The sequence below is a fragment of the Nonomuraea cavernae genome, assembly GCF_014646355.1.
GTDB classification, from domain to species: Bacteria; Actinomycetota; Actinomycetes; order Streptosporangiales; family Streptosporangiaceae; genus Nonomuraea; species Nonomuraea cavernae.
On sequence record NZ_BMNH01000015.1, the window covers coordinates 79,616 to 95,295 of the forward strand.

Sequence of the window (15,680 nt, forward strand, 5' to 3'; positions counted from 1 at the left end):
ACGGGCAGACGGGTCAGGCTTGTAGCGTCCGGCCCCACTCACGCGCTCGAGCGAGTTCCCCGCTCCCCAGAGGGCCCGGGGTGCCCATGACGGTGAAATCCGTGCCACGTTCGGCCCGGATCTCGTGGCGCTTGAACGCCTTGACGATCGCCTTGCTCGCTGAACCGGCGAACAGACCACCGGTCGTGGTCGAAAAGGCGATGACCCTGCCGTCGACCGAGTCGACCCGGTCGATCCACTCGCGGACGCCAGAGGAGGGGGCGCTACCGCCCTTCTGCGCCGCCTGACTGCGCGAAGCACTGCTCGGCAAGCCCATGTTGTGCGTCGGCGCACCGACAAGGACCAGGTCGGCGGCCAGGGATGGCGGCGCGGAGTCGGCTGACACCACCTCGACCGCGGCACCGCCTGCGCGTAACCCCTCAATGATGGCCTCGGCCACCTGTGAGGTGTTACCGAAGCAGGACTCGACAACGACCACCACGCGCATTGTTCCTCCAGCAGGTGCGAGCATCGAGGGCCGGATCATCCTGGGCGGCTTCGAAGCCGCCTTTTCTCTTCGGGAAGAACTTGAGACATGATGTCTCATTTGCCATGCTAGCAGCGTGAACAGTCCCCGTCGCAAGCCCGCCGACCGGATCATCGACGCCGCAATCACCCGGGTCCGCGAGCGCGGCATCATGGTGGCTCTCGACGGCATCAGCCTGGAGGAGGCGATCGCCGACTCGGGAGTCTCCCGGGCCACGGCCTACCGTCACTGGCCGAGTCGGGCCGAATTCCTGCGCGAGGTGCTCGTGCGGGTCGTGCGCGACACCCGACTCGAACCGGAGGGCGTCGAAGAGATCGACGCGCTCCGGGAGTTCATGTCCGCGCACCAGGGCGAGCTGGCAACGGAAGCGGGACGCCGGACACTGGTCGTCGAGGGCCTGCGCATCGCCTTGGAGGCCGACTTCCAGCGCTTCGCGACCTCGCGCGAATGGCGCGACTACCTCGCACTCCGCGCGACCTGCAGCGGCCTGCCCGACAGTGACCTGCGCGCGGTCGTCACGGCCGAACTGGCGGCGGCGGAGCGCTCCTTCACGGCACTGCGCGCAGCCGTGTACAGCCGCCTTCCGAAGCTGTTCGGGTACCGGCTCACCACGCCGCCGGCCGACGGCGGCGGCTTCGAGTTGATGTCCCAGGCCATGGGAGCGCTCCTGACGGGGTTCGTGGTCCGCGCCTCCGTCAACGAGGAGAGCACGTCATTCCAGGCCCGGGCGTTCGGCTCTTCCATGGAGTCGCACTGGACGAGCACGACCTATGCCCTTGTCGCCGCCACGCTCTCCTACCTCGAACCCGATCCTTCCGTCCACTGGACCGCGACCCGGATCGCCGCTTCGATCGCCCTCCTCGACGAACTCGCGACCCTCGTGGACAAAGGCCACGCTGAGCGCGGGACCTGACCCGCTTTCCCGTCTGTCTCCAGGACCGGGGCCCTCAGCCAGGATCGCGCTGGCGGCGTGGCGGCTGCTCAATGACTGAGGCAGAACATCAGATGTGACCCGAATGGCCATGGCCTAGCTGGAGCAGGAGGTAACCCGCGACGCCCCCGACGTCGGCGACTCGTCAGGGCTCGAGGTCTGCCACGCCCCTGCCGCTCGCGATGTCGAACGGCACAGAGGCCTGGTCGTGCGCGATCAACCAATGGTCGTCGCTCTTCCGGAAGCACAACGTGGCCCGGACCCACATGCCACTCGTCGCCGTCCCGTTCTGCAGCGTGCCGCTGAGCCGACCGAAACCGTGGCCGAACGCCACGTCATCGCCCACGGTGAAGGTCAGGTCGCGAAGCTCATAATCCACATCCTGGAAGAGCGCGAACGCCCTCGTCCAGTTCTCCATCTTCGCCGCTATCCCCACGTGTTGCAGCGGCGGCTCGACGTCGAAGGAGACGACGTCTGTCGCGTAAAGCCGCCTCAGGCCGTCGAGGTCCTTGGCGCGGATTCCTTCGACGATCTTCTCCACCTGCTGCTTGATCCTGGCTTCGTCTACCTCGCGGTGCGCAGACATCGCTACCCATCACTTCCCATCGGTGTGGAATCTCGGCTTTTCACCAGACCGACGACACAGCGCCCCGAGATGTCAGGCCCGAGGAAACCCCCGGACCGCGGTCCTGCGCACCCATGCCAGCCCCCGGCCGCGCAGAACTCGTAGACGCGCCCTGCACTCATGGTTTCCAAGCGGCTGGCAACAGCGCTGAGGCCGCTATGGTCGCGGTCATGAAAAGGGTTCTCGGCTGTTCGTTGGTGGCGGTCGCCGGTTTACTGGTGGTGGCCGGTCTCGCCGCTGGCCCCCTGATCTCCGAGCTATGGGAGCACCGGAGGGTCTGCAGCAAGAACTACGACAGCGTCGAGGCCGCCTTGGCGTCGTTCGACGTCCTGGACGCCGCCCCGACCGGCGCAGCCCCGACCGGAGAGCGCGATCGCGGGTGCACCGACACCGACGACCACCATGCCACCATCAGCCGCTCCTATCGCCTTCCGGGGCAGCATGGCTCACCCAAGGATGTTGAGTCCTTCTATCAAGACCTCGCCCTGCGCAACGACTGGACGCTCCTTCCCACCGAGGGCTCCGCTGACGAGCCGAGGTGCATGGTCAAGGAGGTCGAGGGTGCAGAGGTCAGCCTCAATCTCTGGTTCGACCCGGAGTCGGAGGACACCTTCGAGGTGAGTGCGTCCACCTGGCCCTGCTAAGGCGATCACGGCCAGGTCATCGACGCTCCAGAGATCACCGAGACTGAGCCCGGCCAACGCGCCAACGTTGGTCGGGAAGGCAAGTCCCGCCTCAGCTCTGGCACAGATTCGGTGGTAACCATACGTGGTCAGTTCATTCAGAAGAGCAGGATTGACTGCTGCCGTAGCAGGGCGTAGCTGTGCAGGCGGGTAGCGGCAGCACCCACTTCAGGAGCGCTACGAGCAGATCCTCACTGAGATCAGCGACTTCAACCGGCTCGCCCGCGACGACGAGAACCGGCACGTCAACAGCGCCGTCGTGGTGTTCACCCTCGTCACGGTGCCCGCCGGCATCGGTCTCGCGCTGCTCCAGGTGCTGGAGACCAAGGACCCGTGGCTGTTCGTGGCCGTGGCCGTGGCTTGTCTCGGGCTCACCGCGCTGCTCCTGAGCACCCGTTCGGCACGGGTCGCGTTCCGGGCGCTGCGTAACCGCTTCACCCTGCGATAGCGGGTCGTCGATAATCGGGCCTCGCCGGTGAGGAGCCTCTCCCACAGCTTTTCGACCTCGCCGTACGAGCCTGGATGGCTCTCCTTGACGGTCGGCCCGGCGGCAAGCCGATCTGTCCTGCGCACCCACGCCAGCCCACCGGCCGCGCAGAACTCGTAGACGCGCGCCCTGCACTCGCAGGTGTGCCGCAGGACCCGGACCCGGTCGAAGCGCGGCACCGGATCACACCACTCGACTCGTTCGGCATCGGCACGGCGGACGCCCAGGTGAAGGCCGTGGAAGTCGGGCAGCCCGGTCATGGGGACGCGCCTGCGCTGAGGAGTTCCAGCGTGGACACCTCGGCCCACACCAGGTTCCACCTCAGTGGAGCGTTCCGAGTCCCCCAGCTGATCGAACTCTGCTGGACCGCCCACAGCCCACGCCCGCCACACTCGTCGTCGTCCGACCGGCGCGGATGGGGACTCGTCTTCGCGCCCTGATCGATGACCTCAATCCTGGCCACCGCTTCAGCGACCTGCGAGACCCGTACCATGACCAGGCCGCCCGGCCGGCCCGACGCGGTGTGCAGCACGGCGTTCCCCACCAGCTCGCTGGTGACGAGGCGGGCACCATCCATATCGCGATGCCCCGCGGCCACCAGGGCATCCGCCACCCAACGCCGGGCCAGCGGCACCCAGGCCGCCACACCCGGAAACGTCAGCTCGACCAGAACCTGATCGCTCACTGGGCCACCTCCCACACCCGCTCGTACGCGCACTCGTCAAGGGCGTCCACCCGCCGATCCCGCCCCCGCCCCCACGTGAACACCCACCGCTCGCCACGTAGCGAAGCCCGTACGAGCAACGGTCCCGACGCCCGCTGGACCGAGACGCACGGCTCATCGCGTCGCGGCAACTGCACCGAAACAGCCAGGCCACGCCTCTTCAGCGCCCACGCAAGCTGGGACAAATAGAGAAACTGCACCTGTTCGGGAGTCGGCGGTACCGACATCGGTTGCGGATTGTCGTGCCTTCGCGTGCGTCGCATCGTTCCAACCGCCCTTCACGTGCGGAGACGATCAGTAGCCCAGGGAGCTGCACTAAGACATGCTGCACGTGGTGCGGATCAACACGTCCGCTTCTTGGCAGCATGCCGAGCTGGCCGGAGAGGGATGCCTGTGCAAGCATTTACCCCTCACAGAGTGTGCCTTGACGACTACTCTTAGTGCAAGAAGTTCACGGGATGCACTTGGTTCAGATTGTGTCCTCAAGATCGATCCAGACTTCCACGCACCGGAGGCGAGATGTCAGCACAGCGCAGTCCGTCAGCACGCCAGCGTCGCCTGGCGGCCATCTTGCGCAGCCTGCGCAAAGAGAAGGGCCTGTCGCGCGATGCGGTCGCCGAACGCCTGGGATGTTCGGCACCGACCGTCACCCGCATCGAGGCGGCACTGGTCGGCGCCCGCATCTCCGATGTGACCATGTTGCTGGAGATTTACGAGGTGCCACCACACACCAGGGAAATCCTGCTCCAACTGGCCCGCGACGCACGGAAACGCGGCTGGTGGGACAAGATGTCCGACACGATCCCCGAGTACTTCCAGAGCTATGTGGGTCTCGAAGAGGACGCCTCGTCCATCTGCGGCTACGAGACCGAGTACGTGCCTGGCCTCTTCCAGACGGAGGAGTACGCGCGAGCCGTCATGGGCGCGGAGCCGACTCTCGCTCCGGATGAGGAACTCACCCAAAGCCTCTCGATTCGCATGAAGCGCCAAGAGCTGCTGACGTCAGCAACGCCACCCGAGATGTGGATGGTACTGAACGAAGCGGTCATTCGACGCGAAGTGGGAGGAAAAGACGTCATGCGGCGTCAACTGCTCCACCTTCTTGAACTGTCACAACAGAACCCCATCAACATCCAGGTCCTCGCCTTCGACAGCGGCGCCCATCCAGCCATGAACGGCGGGTTCAGCATCCTGAAGTTCCCCAAGCCGTCCGATCCAGATGTCGTGTACGTCGAGTATTGGAGGGGAAGTATCTACCTGGAAGCCCCTAATGATGTGAATGCCTACAATCGGATGTTTGATCATCTACGTGCGCGAGCACTGGGACCCGATGCGACCCGACGCCTGATCGAACAGGCAGCAGGAGGTACATCGTGAACAGCGGTCAAGACGAGAACCGCGAGCGGATCGATCGCCTAGCGTGGCGAAAGTCCAGCCTCTCCAACGGGACGGGTGGAAACTGTGTCGAGGTGGCCCTGCTGGACGGCGACCTCGACGCTCGGGCAGCGGGCGCCGCGCACAAGGCCGGCGATGGGCCGCTGATCGCTCTACGTGATTCCAAAGACCCCGACGGCCCCAGGCTGTACTTCACTCGTAGCGAGTTCGCGGCTTTTCGACACGGGCTCGTCGCAGGAGAGTTCGACGACCTCACATAAGGAAGGATCGTTCTCTCCTCTGAGTAGATGCCGACCTTCCTACCACGAGGCAGGAGGCCGGGTTGATGAACCTTTCGCGCCTGAGCCTGAATCCACCGGCCTGAATGTGGCATGAGGTTCGTGAAATGAGGTGAGGTGCCCTCCGAACTGGGAGGATGGGAGTTCTCTAGGCTTCCAACCGCCGCAGTCAAAGGACACCTCGTAAGTGCGATTCTCCCACGCCGCTGACAAGACTCACGCGATCTTCGATGACGAGCATCTGATCTCCTACGGTGGCTTGGCCCCGGCGCTGCGGCTGGCTGAGCGTGCTGGGCTGGGACGCCTGGTGGGCGAACACGTGGCCCCGAGCGCGGCGGAGGGCGTGAACGCTCCGGCGAAGGTGGCCTCGATCGTGGCCGGGATGGCCTGCGGCGCTGACAGCATCGACGACCTGGACGCGTTGCGGCACGGCGGGATGGACAAGCTGTTCACCGGGATCCGCGCGCCGTCCACACTCGGGTCGTTCCTACGCGCTTTCACCTGGGGCAACGTGCGCCAACTGGACAAGGTCGCCCGGCAGGTGCTGGTCACGCTGGCCGCGCACACGCCGCTGCTGCCCGGCGCCGAAGTGCTGGCCTTCCTCGACATCGACTCGATGCAGCGACGCACCTACGGCTACGCCAAGCAAGGCTCCGGGTTCGGCCACACCAAGATCCAGGGCAAGAGTGTGCTGGTCCGCGGGCTGAACGTGCTGGCCGTCACCCTGTCCACACCGTTGGCCGCGCCGGTGCTGGCCGCCACCCGACTGCGCGGCGGCAGCGCAGGCTCCGCGCGCGGCGCAGCTTCCCTGGTACGCGAAGCGATTCCCACCGCCCGGCAGGCGGGCTGCTCGGGCACGCTGATGCTGCGCGGCGACAGCGCGTTCTACAGCGCCGAAGTCGTCGGCGCCTGCCACGACCAGGATGTGCGTTTCTCCGTCACCGCCAAGCTGGACCCCAAGGTCAAGGCGGCAATCACCGCCATCGACGAACCCGCGTGGATGCCGATCAAGTACCCCAACGCCCTCTTCGACGAGCAGGCCGGCGGCTGGGTCTCCGACGCCGAGGTAGCCGAGGCCCCATACACCGCCTTCACCAGTAAGAAGAGCAAGCAGGTGGCCGCCCGGCTGATCGTGCGCCGGGTCAAGAAGCTCAACGCTCAGGCCGATCGTGGCCAGGACGAACTGTTCACCACCTACCGCTACCACCCGATCTTCACCGATAGCCCCTACACCCTGCTCCAGGCCGAGGAACACCATCGTGATCACGCGGTGCAGGAGCAGGTCAACGCGGATTTGATCGACGGGCCGCTCGCGCATCTGCCCTCGGGCCATTTCGCCGCCAACGCCGCCTGGCTCGCCTGCGCGGCGATCACCCACAACCTGCTGCGCGCCCTGGGCTGCCTGGCCTCGGCCTTCCACGCCCGAGCCCGCGGGGCCACCCTGCGCCGCCACCTCATCAGCGTGCCCGCCCGCCTGGCCCGGCACGGCCGCGGCCACCTCGCCCTCCACCTGCCCACCCACTGGCGCTGGGATTTCGCCTGGATGAACGCCTTCACCGCCACCCACGACCCGCCACCACACCCGGCCTGAGCGCCGCCTCCAGATCACCGCCACCTCAACGACCGCGACGGTCACCGCCACCGCGCACATCCCACCCCCGAAAACCTGAAAGACACCGGACAGGCCGCGACCCGCGCGCGGCAGCCCTCCCACGCCGAAAACCCAGCCCCTCACCTACGGAATCCGTCCTCGCGGACGAATCGGACTGGAAATCGATCACCGTGAATCACACGGCGGATTCAGGCTGAGTGACTCTTCTCTTGGACGCGAGTGGTCCAGCAGGCGGGCTGGACCATCTGGGCGTCACCTGGCGGGATCAGATCTGCCAGCAGTGACGAGAATGCTCAGTTCGGCGCTTGATGGATAGTCTCGAATTCCCGGTTGGCCCATATCAAGGATGACCGACGGATATTGAACGCTGTCGCGTGGATGCCACGCGCGAGCGTCATCTGGCGCGGATCTCCGAACATGCCTGGCAGACGCGCTCTCGCGTCAACGTACAGCTGCACGTGGCTCCAGCAGTCCAGCGAAGAACTCCTGCGTCGCCGGATCGACCGAGTACACGGCGGTGCCCATCATGCCGCGTGTCAGCAGCACCTTGTAGGTGTTGCGGATCAGCCGATCCGCCTGCACGTCGGTGACTCCCTTCCGCGTGAGCGCCGGGTCCTTGCTGGCGCTGCGGACGGTGACCAACTTGCCGTCGCGATAGACGAGGTCCGGGCCGAAGATCACACCGTTCCAGTCGTACTCGAAGCCTTGCGCGGTGTAGACGCACCCCACCTGCTCGAACCCACCATCTGCGGTGGCCCACAGGGCACTGGCCGGAGCGTTCCCCACAGCCCTGTCACCCTTGACGTTCCACGGCCGCGCCCAGTCACCGACCCGCACGTCCGCGACCAGGCTGTCATCGCCGTTCGGGGAACTCCAGGGCCAGCAGAACCCGGCCGTCATCCGCGCCGAATAACTCGCTTCCAGCCTGCTCCGCAGCAGGGCCTCCAGTTCGTAGGGCGATTCGGTGAGGGAAACCGTGAAGTGGTCGTCCCCTGTCCACGCCTCCGGAGCGCCGCCGTCCAGGCCCAGCAGGCGCAGGACCCACTCCTCGTACTTGCGGCTCCCGCCACAGCGGAACTGCGCGTCCAGATCGACCTGGTGCACGGCAAGGCCCAGAGAGTGGGCGTAGGCGGTGATGTCAGCGACCCGCCCCATCTCGCCCGGCCGCACCACCTGATGTTCATCCAGCAGGAACACCGGCACCCTCGCCGCGGCGATCAACTCGTCCAGCTGTGGCCGGCCGGTCCGCTGGGCCGATTTGGTGAACCGGTTGGCCGAGGTCTCGCGGATGCGGTGGGCCTCGTCGCAGATCAGCACATCCAGATCGTTGGGCTTGGCCGTCATGAAGTTGTTGAAGTACTTGAACATCGCCTTCATCCGGGTCGACCCCTTGGCGACAACGCGCCGCATCGTCTCGGTGAAGGAGCGCGAACCAGTGGCGTGCAGAGCCGAGTAACCACGGTCGGAGAGCTCCCCCAGCAGAGACAGCGCGATGACGCTCTTGCCGGAGCCCGGCCCTCCCGTGATGATCACAACCTGCTTCGAGTCGCCCGCCCGAGCCTTCTCCACCGCGTGCAGCACGATCTCGTAGGCCAGCCGCTGCTCGGCCAGCAGGACGAACTGATCACGGTTCTTGATCTCACCGGCAGCGGCCTTGAGCAGTTGCTTGGACGGCCGGATGGCGCTGGACAGCAGGCGATCAGCCGCCGCTGCCCCGGGCTCGGTCGCGAACTGCCCCCTGAGATAGTCGACGAACTGCCCACGGCGCGTCTTGCTGAACAGCCGGGTGCGCTCGTCCTCAACGTGGTCGTAGAGATCGTGGATGTCCGGGTCACTGGCGTTGTGCAGGTAAGCCACTCCGCGCACCGCGTTCCGGTGCTGGTCCAGGGCACCGACGAAATCGGCCAGATATTCGCAGTAGCCGCGCACCTGCACCACCGGGTGAAGCTTGGGCCGATCACCCATGCCAGGCACCAGGACGAGATCCGCGTCGTCCTCGTACAGTTCGGCCTGGCTCCACTGCTTGAGCTCGACGATCAGGTAGGAGTCGGCTCCCGTCCGCCGGTCACGTCCGGCGAGAATGACGTCGGCCCGCTTGCTGGTTAACGGAAGCTGATACTCGATCAGCATCTCGACGCCACCAAGTCCGGCTTCGACCAGATCCCGGGCCAAAATCGGGATACTCCGGTCCCACGACCTGCGTTCACCCTTGCCCGGATTGATGCCCTGGGTAGCGCGCAGGTAGTCGGCGATCACATCACTGAGGACGCGCTCAGGCACCGACTCGGACACCAACTGAACCAGGCTTTCCGCCGAATGCCGGAAAACGGCCACGGACGTACCCCCAGGCAGCACGAAAGATTCGTGCGGTATGGGGGCATGTCCGCCATCAGAGCGGAAGCCCGTCGGGCCGCATCACCGATACGTCCAGAAGATTACCGGGATCTCCCCTCGCCCCGGTCGACGATTACCAGCTTTCGAACCCTCGATGAGCCTTTATCTGTTCCAGTCGGTCGTGTTCGTCGTGGTCTTCGGCCCGTACGGACTCAGGCTGCAGGACGATCTCGGGCTCGCGGGCGCCACGGGGGTGGCAGCGGCGACCTGGCTGCTGTCACTGGTGATCGCCGATCTGCTACGGCGCGCCGGGCACCGGGGCCCGGCGGAGATCCTGCTGCGCCGCCTCGCCTACCGTCAACGACGAGCCTGATCGAAGTGCGGTGCCGCCCTACCACGACCGTGGTCGGGCGGCATGCGGCCAAGCGTGGCGCGATAGGCGGATCAGCCTGCGTGCTTGAGTTGATGGACGCGCTGCTTTGACAGGCCCATCATCACGGCCCCGTCCCGCTCGCTGATACCAGGGCCTTTGCCGCTCGCTTGGCCAATGCCTCACGAGCCCTGGCCAGCGCCTTGGCTTGCGCGTCGACTTCCCGGAACTGACCGAGTTCGACAGCGGCCTGCTCATCGCCGAGATCATAGACATACTCGACATCGATGGCGACGTCTGTGGGGAGGTCGACAACGAAATGCTTGACGGCCTCGACCTCTTGGTGGAGTTGGCCAATGTGGTGTTATGCGGTGCGCGGAAGCGGTGGCAGTGGCAGTGGCAGCCCCGGAAGACCGTCGATGCTGGTCGCGATGTGTTCCTTCTTCTGGAAGTACACGTCGAGCGACTCATCGGTCTCACGCGCGAAGCGCGAAGCGTGCAGCGGGCGGTCCTCTTCATAGGTCATGAACGGGACGGCATACCCGCAGGTATCGCGGATCTTCTCGGCGGTAACGACGATGATCGCGCGCAGGCCGTGCAGGGTCGGGTCGATGTCGGGGAAGTAGCCCATCAGCTCGGCCCAACGCGCATCGTCGCGGAAGACCGGCTCTCCGCGGCCGTGCACGCGCACGATGTTGGGAGGACCATCGAAGGCGCACCACATCAGGGTGATGCGGCCGTTCTCGCGCAGATGGGCGATCGTCTCGGCGTTGCTGCCCGCGAAATCGAGGTAGGCCACGGTGAGTTCGTCAAGTACGGCGAACGAACCGTTCAGGCCCTTGGGCGAAAGGTTGACGGTGCCCTCGCCGTCCAGCGGTGCCGTCGCGGTGAAGAAGATGTGCTGCGCCTCGATGAAGGCACGCAGCCTGCCGTCTATCCGCTCGTAGCTCTTTCCCATGGGCCGATTATGACGGAATGATGATCTCTCCGACACGGCAGGAGGCAGGGATCGCGCGGCAACGGAATCGGTCACCAACCCAGATCACGATCAACTCCACGGCGTGAGCGGCGCTTCAAACTTGATCCACTCTTCAGCTGAGCACCCTCTTCGCGCTTTCGATCGCCGAAGTCCACGGAGTCCTCATCGACGAGATCGAGCGCCGCCGAACGATCGTGATGGGGATCACGCTCGGCGGGACCGGCTCCGCCACCATTCCAGGGTCGCCGAGCGTACAGGGCAACACTGGGAACGTCAGGTTGTCGCCAAGGTGCCTGCCGAGACGTTGCGTCAGATCAACAGGATCTTGGGGAAGCACTTCGTCACGAAGTACGGGACCAAGCAGGGAATCATCGTTCTCGGTCGAGTGTCCGAGAACTCGCATGGCTGACCCTCGGTGAAGTAGCCGCGCTGCTGAGCTGCCCTGCGCCACAGCCGCATCCGAGGCTTGTCTTCTTGTGGGCGCATCTCACAAGGCCAGCCTGCACTACGAGAAATTTTTAGTTTGGCGCATTGGGGACACATCATACTAAAAATACTCTCAGTTACATACGCGAACAGCTTGCCCCAGACCATATCCAGAACGCCAAGTGAGGCATGGAGTGGAAGCCGCCAGGTAAAGACTCTGGCGGTTCTACCGCGTAGACGGTAGAGAAGGCGGCGTGCCGGTCAGCGGGCGTATCACTGGAGGCCCGACCCCGTACGGTGCGTGGCGCGTCGCAGAGGATGAAGATTTTCACCAGGACGCCCCGCACAGAACCCGGGCGTCGCGTCGCGCATACGGCCCCCGAACAAGAGTGGGAGCGACTCAGAACCCCGCTACTCCCACTCGATGGTGCCCGGGGGCTTGCTGGTGACGTCGAGGACGACGCGGTTGACGTCGCGGACCTCGTTGGTGATGCGGGTGGAGATGCGGGAGAGCACGTCGTACGGCACGCGGGACCAGTCGGCCGTCATGGCGTCCTCGGACGACACCGGGCGCAGCACCACCGGATGACCATAGGTGCGGCCGTCGCCCTGGACGCCGACGGAGCGGACGTCGGCGAGCAACACCACCGGACACTGCCAGATCTCACGGTCGAGCCCGGCCCGCGACAGCTCCTCCCGGGCGATGGCGTCGGCCTCGCGCAGCAGGTCGAGCCGCTCGCGGGTGACCTCGCCGATGATGCGGATGCCGAGGCCGGGACCGGGGAACGGCTGACGCCACACCATCGCGCTCGGCAGCCCCAGCTCCTCACCGGCCCGCCGCACCTCGTCCTTGAACAGCGTGCGCAGCGGCTCCACCAGGGTGAACTGGAGGTCTTCGGGCAGGCCGCCGACGTTGTGGTGGGACTTGATGTTGGCGGTGCCGGTGCCGCCGCCCGACTCGACCACGTCGGGGTAGAGGGTGCCCTGGACGAGGAAGTCGACCGGGCCGTCGGCCATGATCGCGCGCTGCTCGTCCTCGAAGACGCGGATGAACTCGCGTCCGATGATCTTGCGCTTCTCCTCCGGGTCGGTCACGCCGTCGAGCGCCTTCAGGAAGCGGTCGGCGGCGTCGACGACCCGGAGCTTGACGCCGGTGGCGGCCACGAAGTCGCGTTCGACCTGCTCGGCCTCGCCCTTGCGCAGCAGCCCGTGGTCGACGAAGACGCAGGTCAGCCGGTCGCCGATGGCGCGCTGCACGATCGCGGCGGCCACGGCGGAGTCGACGCCGCCGGACAGCGCGCAGATCGCCCGGCCGCCGCCGACCTGGCGGCGGACCGCCTCGACGGACTCTTCGACGATGTTGAGCATGGTCCAGGAGGGGCGGCAGCCCGCCGCGTCGAGGAAGTGCCTGAGCACCGCCTGGCCGTGCTCGGAGTGGAGCACCTCGGGGTGGAACTGCACGCCGTAGAGGCCCCGCTGGGGGTGCTCGAAGGCGGCGACCGGAGTCTCGCGAGTGGAGGCGGTCACCGCGAACCCCTCGGGGGCGGCGGCGACGCTGTCGCCGTGGGACATCCAGACCTTCTGCGCCGCGGGCAGCCCGGCGAAGATCACGCCCTCCTGGAGCACGTCGAGCTCGGTGCCGCCGTATTCGGCGACGCCGGTGCGGGCCACCTCGCCGCCCAGCGCCTGGGCCATCGCCTGGAAGCCGTAGCAGATGCCGAACGTGGGCACTCCGGTCTCGAACAGGCCGGCGGGGACGGCCGGGGCGTTGTCGGCGTAGACCGAGGAGGGGCCGCCGGACAGGATGATCGCCTTGGGCCGCTTGGCCAGCATCTCCTCGACCGGCATCGTCGAGGGCACGATCTCGGAGTAGACGTGGCACTCGCGCACCCGCCTGGCGATCAACTGCGCGTACTGCGCGCCGAAGTCGACCACGAGCACTGTGTCGAAATCAGACACCGAGAGATACCCCCATGAAGGCGAATGCGGTGTCTCCAGTGTATCGGCAGCACCCGTCCTGCCTGGCCAGGTGTCATTCGTACGCGGGCAGCGGGGGGATACCGCCCGTGAGCAGGGCGTCGGTCTGCCTGCGCAGGCCCATGCCGTAGTCGGGGTGGGTCAGCACCAGGAAGCGTTCCTCGTGGATCGCCTCGACGACCAGGTCGGCGACCCGTTCCGGCTCGATGCCGCGCTCGACGGCGGCGTCGAGCCGTTCCTGCGCCTCCGGGTCGTCGGAGCCGCGAGCGAGGGAGAGCCCCGCCGGGCGGACCTGTTCGGAGTGGTTGATCCTGGTCCGCACCCCGCCCGGGCACAGGGCGGTGACGCGCAGCCTGGACCCGACGGCGGCCAGATCCTGGGCGAGCGACTGTGTGGCCGCGTACGCCGCGTACTTGCTGACCGCGTATCCACCCGCCGACGGGGCGCCGAGCAGGCCGGCCACGGACACGGTGTTGACGATGTGGCCTTCGGTGTCCTGCTCGATCATCCGCGGGACGAACGCCTGGATGCCGTGGAGCACGCCCCACAGGTTGACGCCCAGCAGCCAGCTGAAGTCCTCGGGGGTGCGGGTCCACATGTGCCCGCGCTGGAAGACGCCCGCGTTGTTGCAGAGCAGGTGGACCGCGCCGAGCTCACCGAAGGCCCGGTCGGCCAGGTGGTGCACGGACGCCTCGTCGGACACGTCGGTGATCTGGGTGAGGGCCTTGCCGTTGCCCGCCAGTTCGGCGGTCTCGGCCAGCCCACCCGGATCGACGTCGGCGAGCATCAGCGACATGCCCTCGGCGGCGAGGCGCACGGATAACGCCCTCCCGATGCCGCTCGCCGCCCCCGTCACCACCGCGACCTTGCCGAACAGTTCTCGCACCGGAACCCTCCCCTAGCGCTCGACTCGAACGTACAGGATCGGGCGGATCCGTCTAGAAGGTCGGCAAAATCCGGATTCAGTACGTCGCTACGGCGGCGATCTCGTCGAGCAGGGCCTCCAGAATCTTGTCGTCCGTCGCGGGGGCCATGACCGTGACCCGCAGGTGGCGGGCGCCGCCCAGCTCGGTGGAGGTGAGGTGGAAGGAGCCGTCGAGCAGCAGGCGCTCGCGGATCGCGGCCTGGTCCGCGTCGCCGTACCTGAAACAGACGATGTTGCTCTCGGGCTCGTACGGCAGATCGAAGGCGGGTCGCCGAGCGGCGAGCTCCCAGAAGCGGTGGGCCGTGGCGTACTGGCGGGCCACGTAGTCGCCAAGGCCGCGCTCGCCGCGCCAGGCGAGGTTCAGGAAGATCTTGAGGCCCAGCTCGGCCTTGGTGCACTCGACGGTGCGGCCGATCAGGTCGAAGCCCTGGTCGCCGTAGAAGAGGTAGCTGGCCTGCTGCCGGAAGGCGGCGTCCAGGTCGCCCTCCTCGCGGACGAGCACGGCGGCGGCGAGGGAGGAGGTGCGGAGCATCTTGTGGGCGTCCCAGATGACCGAGTCGGCCTGGTCGATGCCGTCGAGCAGGTGCCGGTGCCGGTCGCTGAGCAGGGCCGAGGCTCCGTGCGCGCCGTCCACGTGGAACCAGACGCCGCGTTCGCGGCACCACGCGCCGAGGGTGCGCAGGTCGTCGTGGAGCCCGGTGCCCGTGGCGCAGGCGGACGCGACCAGCGCCATCACCCTTTTTCCGGAAATCTCGGGTAGGCGGCTGACGTCGATCCGGCCGAGCGCGTCCGTCTCCAGCGGCACCAGCGAACGCTGCCCCAGCCCCAGGATCGACGCGGCGCGCGACACCGAGTAGTGCGCCGAGGGCGGCGCGAGGATCACCAGGTCGTCCGGCACGCCGTTCTCCCACGCGTCGGGCGCCACCCGTGCCCGCGCGGCCAGCAGCGCCGTCAGGTTCGCCAGCGACCCGCCGTGCGTCAGCACGCCGCCGCCGGCCGGGAGGCCCACCTTGGCCAGCATCCACCTGAGCACCTCGAACTCGACCGTAGCCGCCGCCGCGCCCATCTCGTAGACGGCCATCGGGTTGTTCGTGGCGCCGTGGATGAAATCGGCCAGTGCCGCCGGGAAGTCCGGCGACGCGCTCTGGTGTCCCAGGTAGGCGGGATGGTGGAGCCTGGTGCCCTCCGCGAGGAACGTCCGCAGAAACTCCTGGTACGTCCCGGGAGTCATCCCGCCGTCCCGGATCAAGTCCCGCAGCCCGAGCCGCTCGGCCAGTTCCCGGGGCGGCTCGCGCCTGATCACGGGCACGGCGCCCCGCTGGCTCTCGTCCACGTACGCCGCCAGCTCGCGGACCGTGATGCCCGCCGCCTCGGTGAACTCCTCGATGTTCCACATACTCCGAAATAG

15 protein-coding genes are annotated in these 15,680 nt (G+C 66.8%); 7 read left to right on the top strand and 8 right to left on the bottom strand.

Going from position 1 to position 15,680, the window contains the following annotated elements; genetic code table 11:
* Positions 1–13: 13 nt before the first annotated feature.
* A complete protein-coding gene (locus tag IEY82_RS23180) occupies positions 14–487 on the bottom strand; it encodes a flavodoxin family protein (RefSeq protein WP_189126304.1) in 474 nt (157 codons plus the stop codon).
* 115 nt (positions 488–602) lie between these two features.
* Between IEY82_RS23180 and IEY82_RS23185 the strand changes: the two genes are divergently transcribed.
* Positions 603–1,439: a TetR/AcrR family transcriptional regulator gene (locus IEY82_RS23185; protein ID WP_189126305.1), complete on the top strand. Its 837-nt coding sequence runs from the start codon at positions 603–605 to the stop codon at positions 1,437–1,439.
* Positions 1,440–1,602: 163 nt separating this feature from the next.
* Here IEY82_RS23185 and IEY82_RS23190 read toward each other — a convergent pair whose 3' ends face one another.
* Entirely contained in the window at positions 1,603–1,998 is a 396-nt protein-coding gene (locus IEY82_RS23190) for a YybH family protein (RefSeq protein ID WP_229697649.1), read from the bottom strand.
* Positions 1,999–2,252: 254 nt separating this feature from the next.
* Here IEY82_RS23190 and IEY82_RS23195 point away from each other — a divergent pair, with 254 nt between their 5' ends.
* On the top strand, positions 2,253–2,726 hold the full coding sequence (locus tag IEY82_RS23195; RefSeq protein ID WP_189126307.1) for a hypothetical protein: 474 nt from the start codon (positions 2,253–2,255) through the stop codon (positions 2,724–2,726).
* Between the two features lie 298 nt (positions 2,727–3,024).
* The gene (locus tag IEY82_RS23200; RefSeq protein WP_189126308.1) at positions 3,025–3,213 is read left to right on the top strand and encodes a hypothetical protein; all 189 of its coding nucleotides are present in this window, start codon (positions 3,025–3,027) and stop codon (positions 3,211–3,213) included.
* A gap of 295 nt (positions 3,214–3,508) precedes the next feature.
* On the opposite strand, the gene IEY82_RS23205 is transcribed toward IEY82_RS23200, so the two are convergent.
* The gene (locus IEY82_RS23205; protein ID WP_189126309.1) at positions 3,509–3,937 is read right to left on the bottom strand and encodes an ATP-binding protein; all 429 of its coding nucleotides are present in this window, start codon (positions 3,935–3,937) and stop codon (positions 3,509–3,511) included.
* A 558-nt stretch (positions 3,938–4,495) separates the two neighbouring features.
* On the opposite strand from IEY82_RS23205, the gene IEY82_RS23210 reads away from it, so the two are divergent.
* The 3 genes from IEY82_RS23210 to IEY82_RS23220 all read left to right on the top strand — a co-directional run bounded on the left by IEY82_RS23210 (position 4,496) and on the right by IEY82_RS23220 (position 7,240).
* On the top strand, positions 4,496–5,353 hold the full coding sequence (locus IEY82_RS23210) for a helix-turn-helix domain-containing protein (RefSeq protein ID WP_189126310.1): 858 nt from the start codon (positions 4,496–4,498) through the stop codon (positions 5,351–5,353).
* Positions 5,350–5,631 carry a DUF397 domain-containing protein gene (locus IEY82_RS23215; protein WP_225263610.1) on the top strand — a complete coding sequence of 94 codons (282 nt, stop codon included), beginning with the start codon at positions 5,350–5,352 and terminating at the stop codon, positions 5,629–5,631. The genes IEY82_RS23210 and IEY82_RS23215 overlap by 4 nt, the downstream gene beginning before the upstream one ends.
* A gap of 205 nt (positions 5,632–5,836) precedes the next feature.
* A complete protein-coding gene (locus IEY82_RS23220; RefSeq protein ID WP_189126311.1) occupies positions 5,837–7,240 on the top strand; it encodes an IS1380 family transposase in 1,404 nt (467 codons plus the stop codon).
* A gap of 462 nt (positions 7,241–7,702) precedes the next feature.
* Here the strand turns inward: IEY82_RS23220 and IEY82_RS23225 are convergent, their stop codons facing one another.
* The gene (locus IEY82_RS23225; RefSeq protein ID WP_225263608.1) at positions 7,703–9,595 is read right to left on the bottom strand and encodes a DUF2075 domain-containing protein; all 1,893 of its coding nucleotides are present in this window, start codon (positions 9,593–9,595) and stop codon (positions 7,703–7,705) included.
* Between the two features lie 154 nt (positions 9,596–9,749).
* Here IEY82_RS23225 and IEY82_RS23230 point away from each other — a divergent pair, with 154 nt between their 5' ends.
* Positions 9,750–9,968, top strand: a complete 219-nt coding sequence (locus IEY82_RS23230; RefSeq protein ID WP_372459744.1) for a DUF418 domain-containing protein — start codon at positions 9,750–9,752, stop codon at positions 9,966–9,968.
* A gap of 361 nt (positions 9,969–10,329) precedes the next feature.
* Here the strand turns inward: IEY82_RS23230 and IEY82_RS23235 are convergent, their stop codons facing one another.
* The 4 genes from IEY82_RS23235 to IEY82_RS23250 form a co-directional block, all read right to left on the bottom strand.
* Positions 10,330–10,923: a pyridoxamine 5'-phosphate oxidase family protein gene (locus IEY82_RS23235; RefSeq protein WP_189126314.1), complete on the bottom strand. Its 594-nt coding sequence runs from the start codon at positions 10,921–10,923 to the stop codon at positions 10,330–10,332.
* 858 nt (positions 10,924–11,781) lie between these two features.
* Positions 11,782–13,329: a glutamine-hydrolyzing GMP synthase gene (gene guaA / locus IEY82_RS23240; RefSeq protein ID WP_189126315.1), complete on the bottom strand. Its 1,548-nt coding sequence runs from the start codon at positions 13,327–13,329 to the stop codon at positions 11,782–11,784.
* A gap of 73 nt (positions 13,330–13,402) precedes the next feature.
* The gene (locus IEY82_RS23245; protein ID WP_189126316.1) at positions 13,403–14,233 is read right to left on the bottom strand and encodes an SDR family NAD(P)-dependent oxidoreductase; all 831 of its coding nucleotides are present in this window, start codon (positions 14,231–14,233) and stop codon (positions 13,403–13,405) included.
* 76 nt (positions 14,234–14,309) lie between these two features.
* Complete coding sequence (locus IEY82_RS23250) at positions 14,310–15,668, bottom strand: pyridoxal phosphate-dependent decarboxylase family protein (protein ID WP_189126317.1); 1,359 nt, start codon at positions 15,666–15,668, stop codon at positions 14,310–14,312.
* Positions 15,669–15,680: the final 12 nt, after the last annotated feature.

Coding starts and splice junctions, on each gene's coding strand:
- IEY82_RS23235 (WP_189126314.1), bottom strand. CDS start 10,923: ATGGGAAAGAGCTACGAGCGGATAGACGGCAGGCTGCGTGCCTTCATC.
- IEY82_RS23250 (WP_189126317.1), bottom strand. CDS start 15,668: ATGTGGAACATCGAGGAGTTCACCGAGGCGGCGGGCATCACGGTCCGC.
- IEY82_RS23210 (WP_189126310.1), top strand. CDS start 4,496: ATGTCAGCACAGCGCAGTCCGTCAGCACGCCAGCGTCGCCTGGCGGCC.
- IEY82_RS23195 (WP_189126307.1), top strand. CDS start 2,253: ATGAAAAGGGTTCTCGGCTGTTCGTTGGTGGCGGTCGCCGGTTTACTG.
- IEY82_RS23180 (WP_189126304.1), bottom strand. CDS start 487: ATGCGCGTGGTGGTCGTTGTCGAGTCCTGCTTCGGTAACACCTCACAG.
- IEY82_RS23230 (WP_372459744.1), top strand. CDS start 9,750: ATGAGCCTTTATCTGTTCCAGTCGGTCGTGTTCGTCGTGGTCTTCGGC.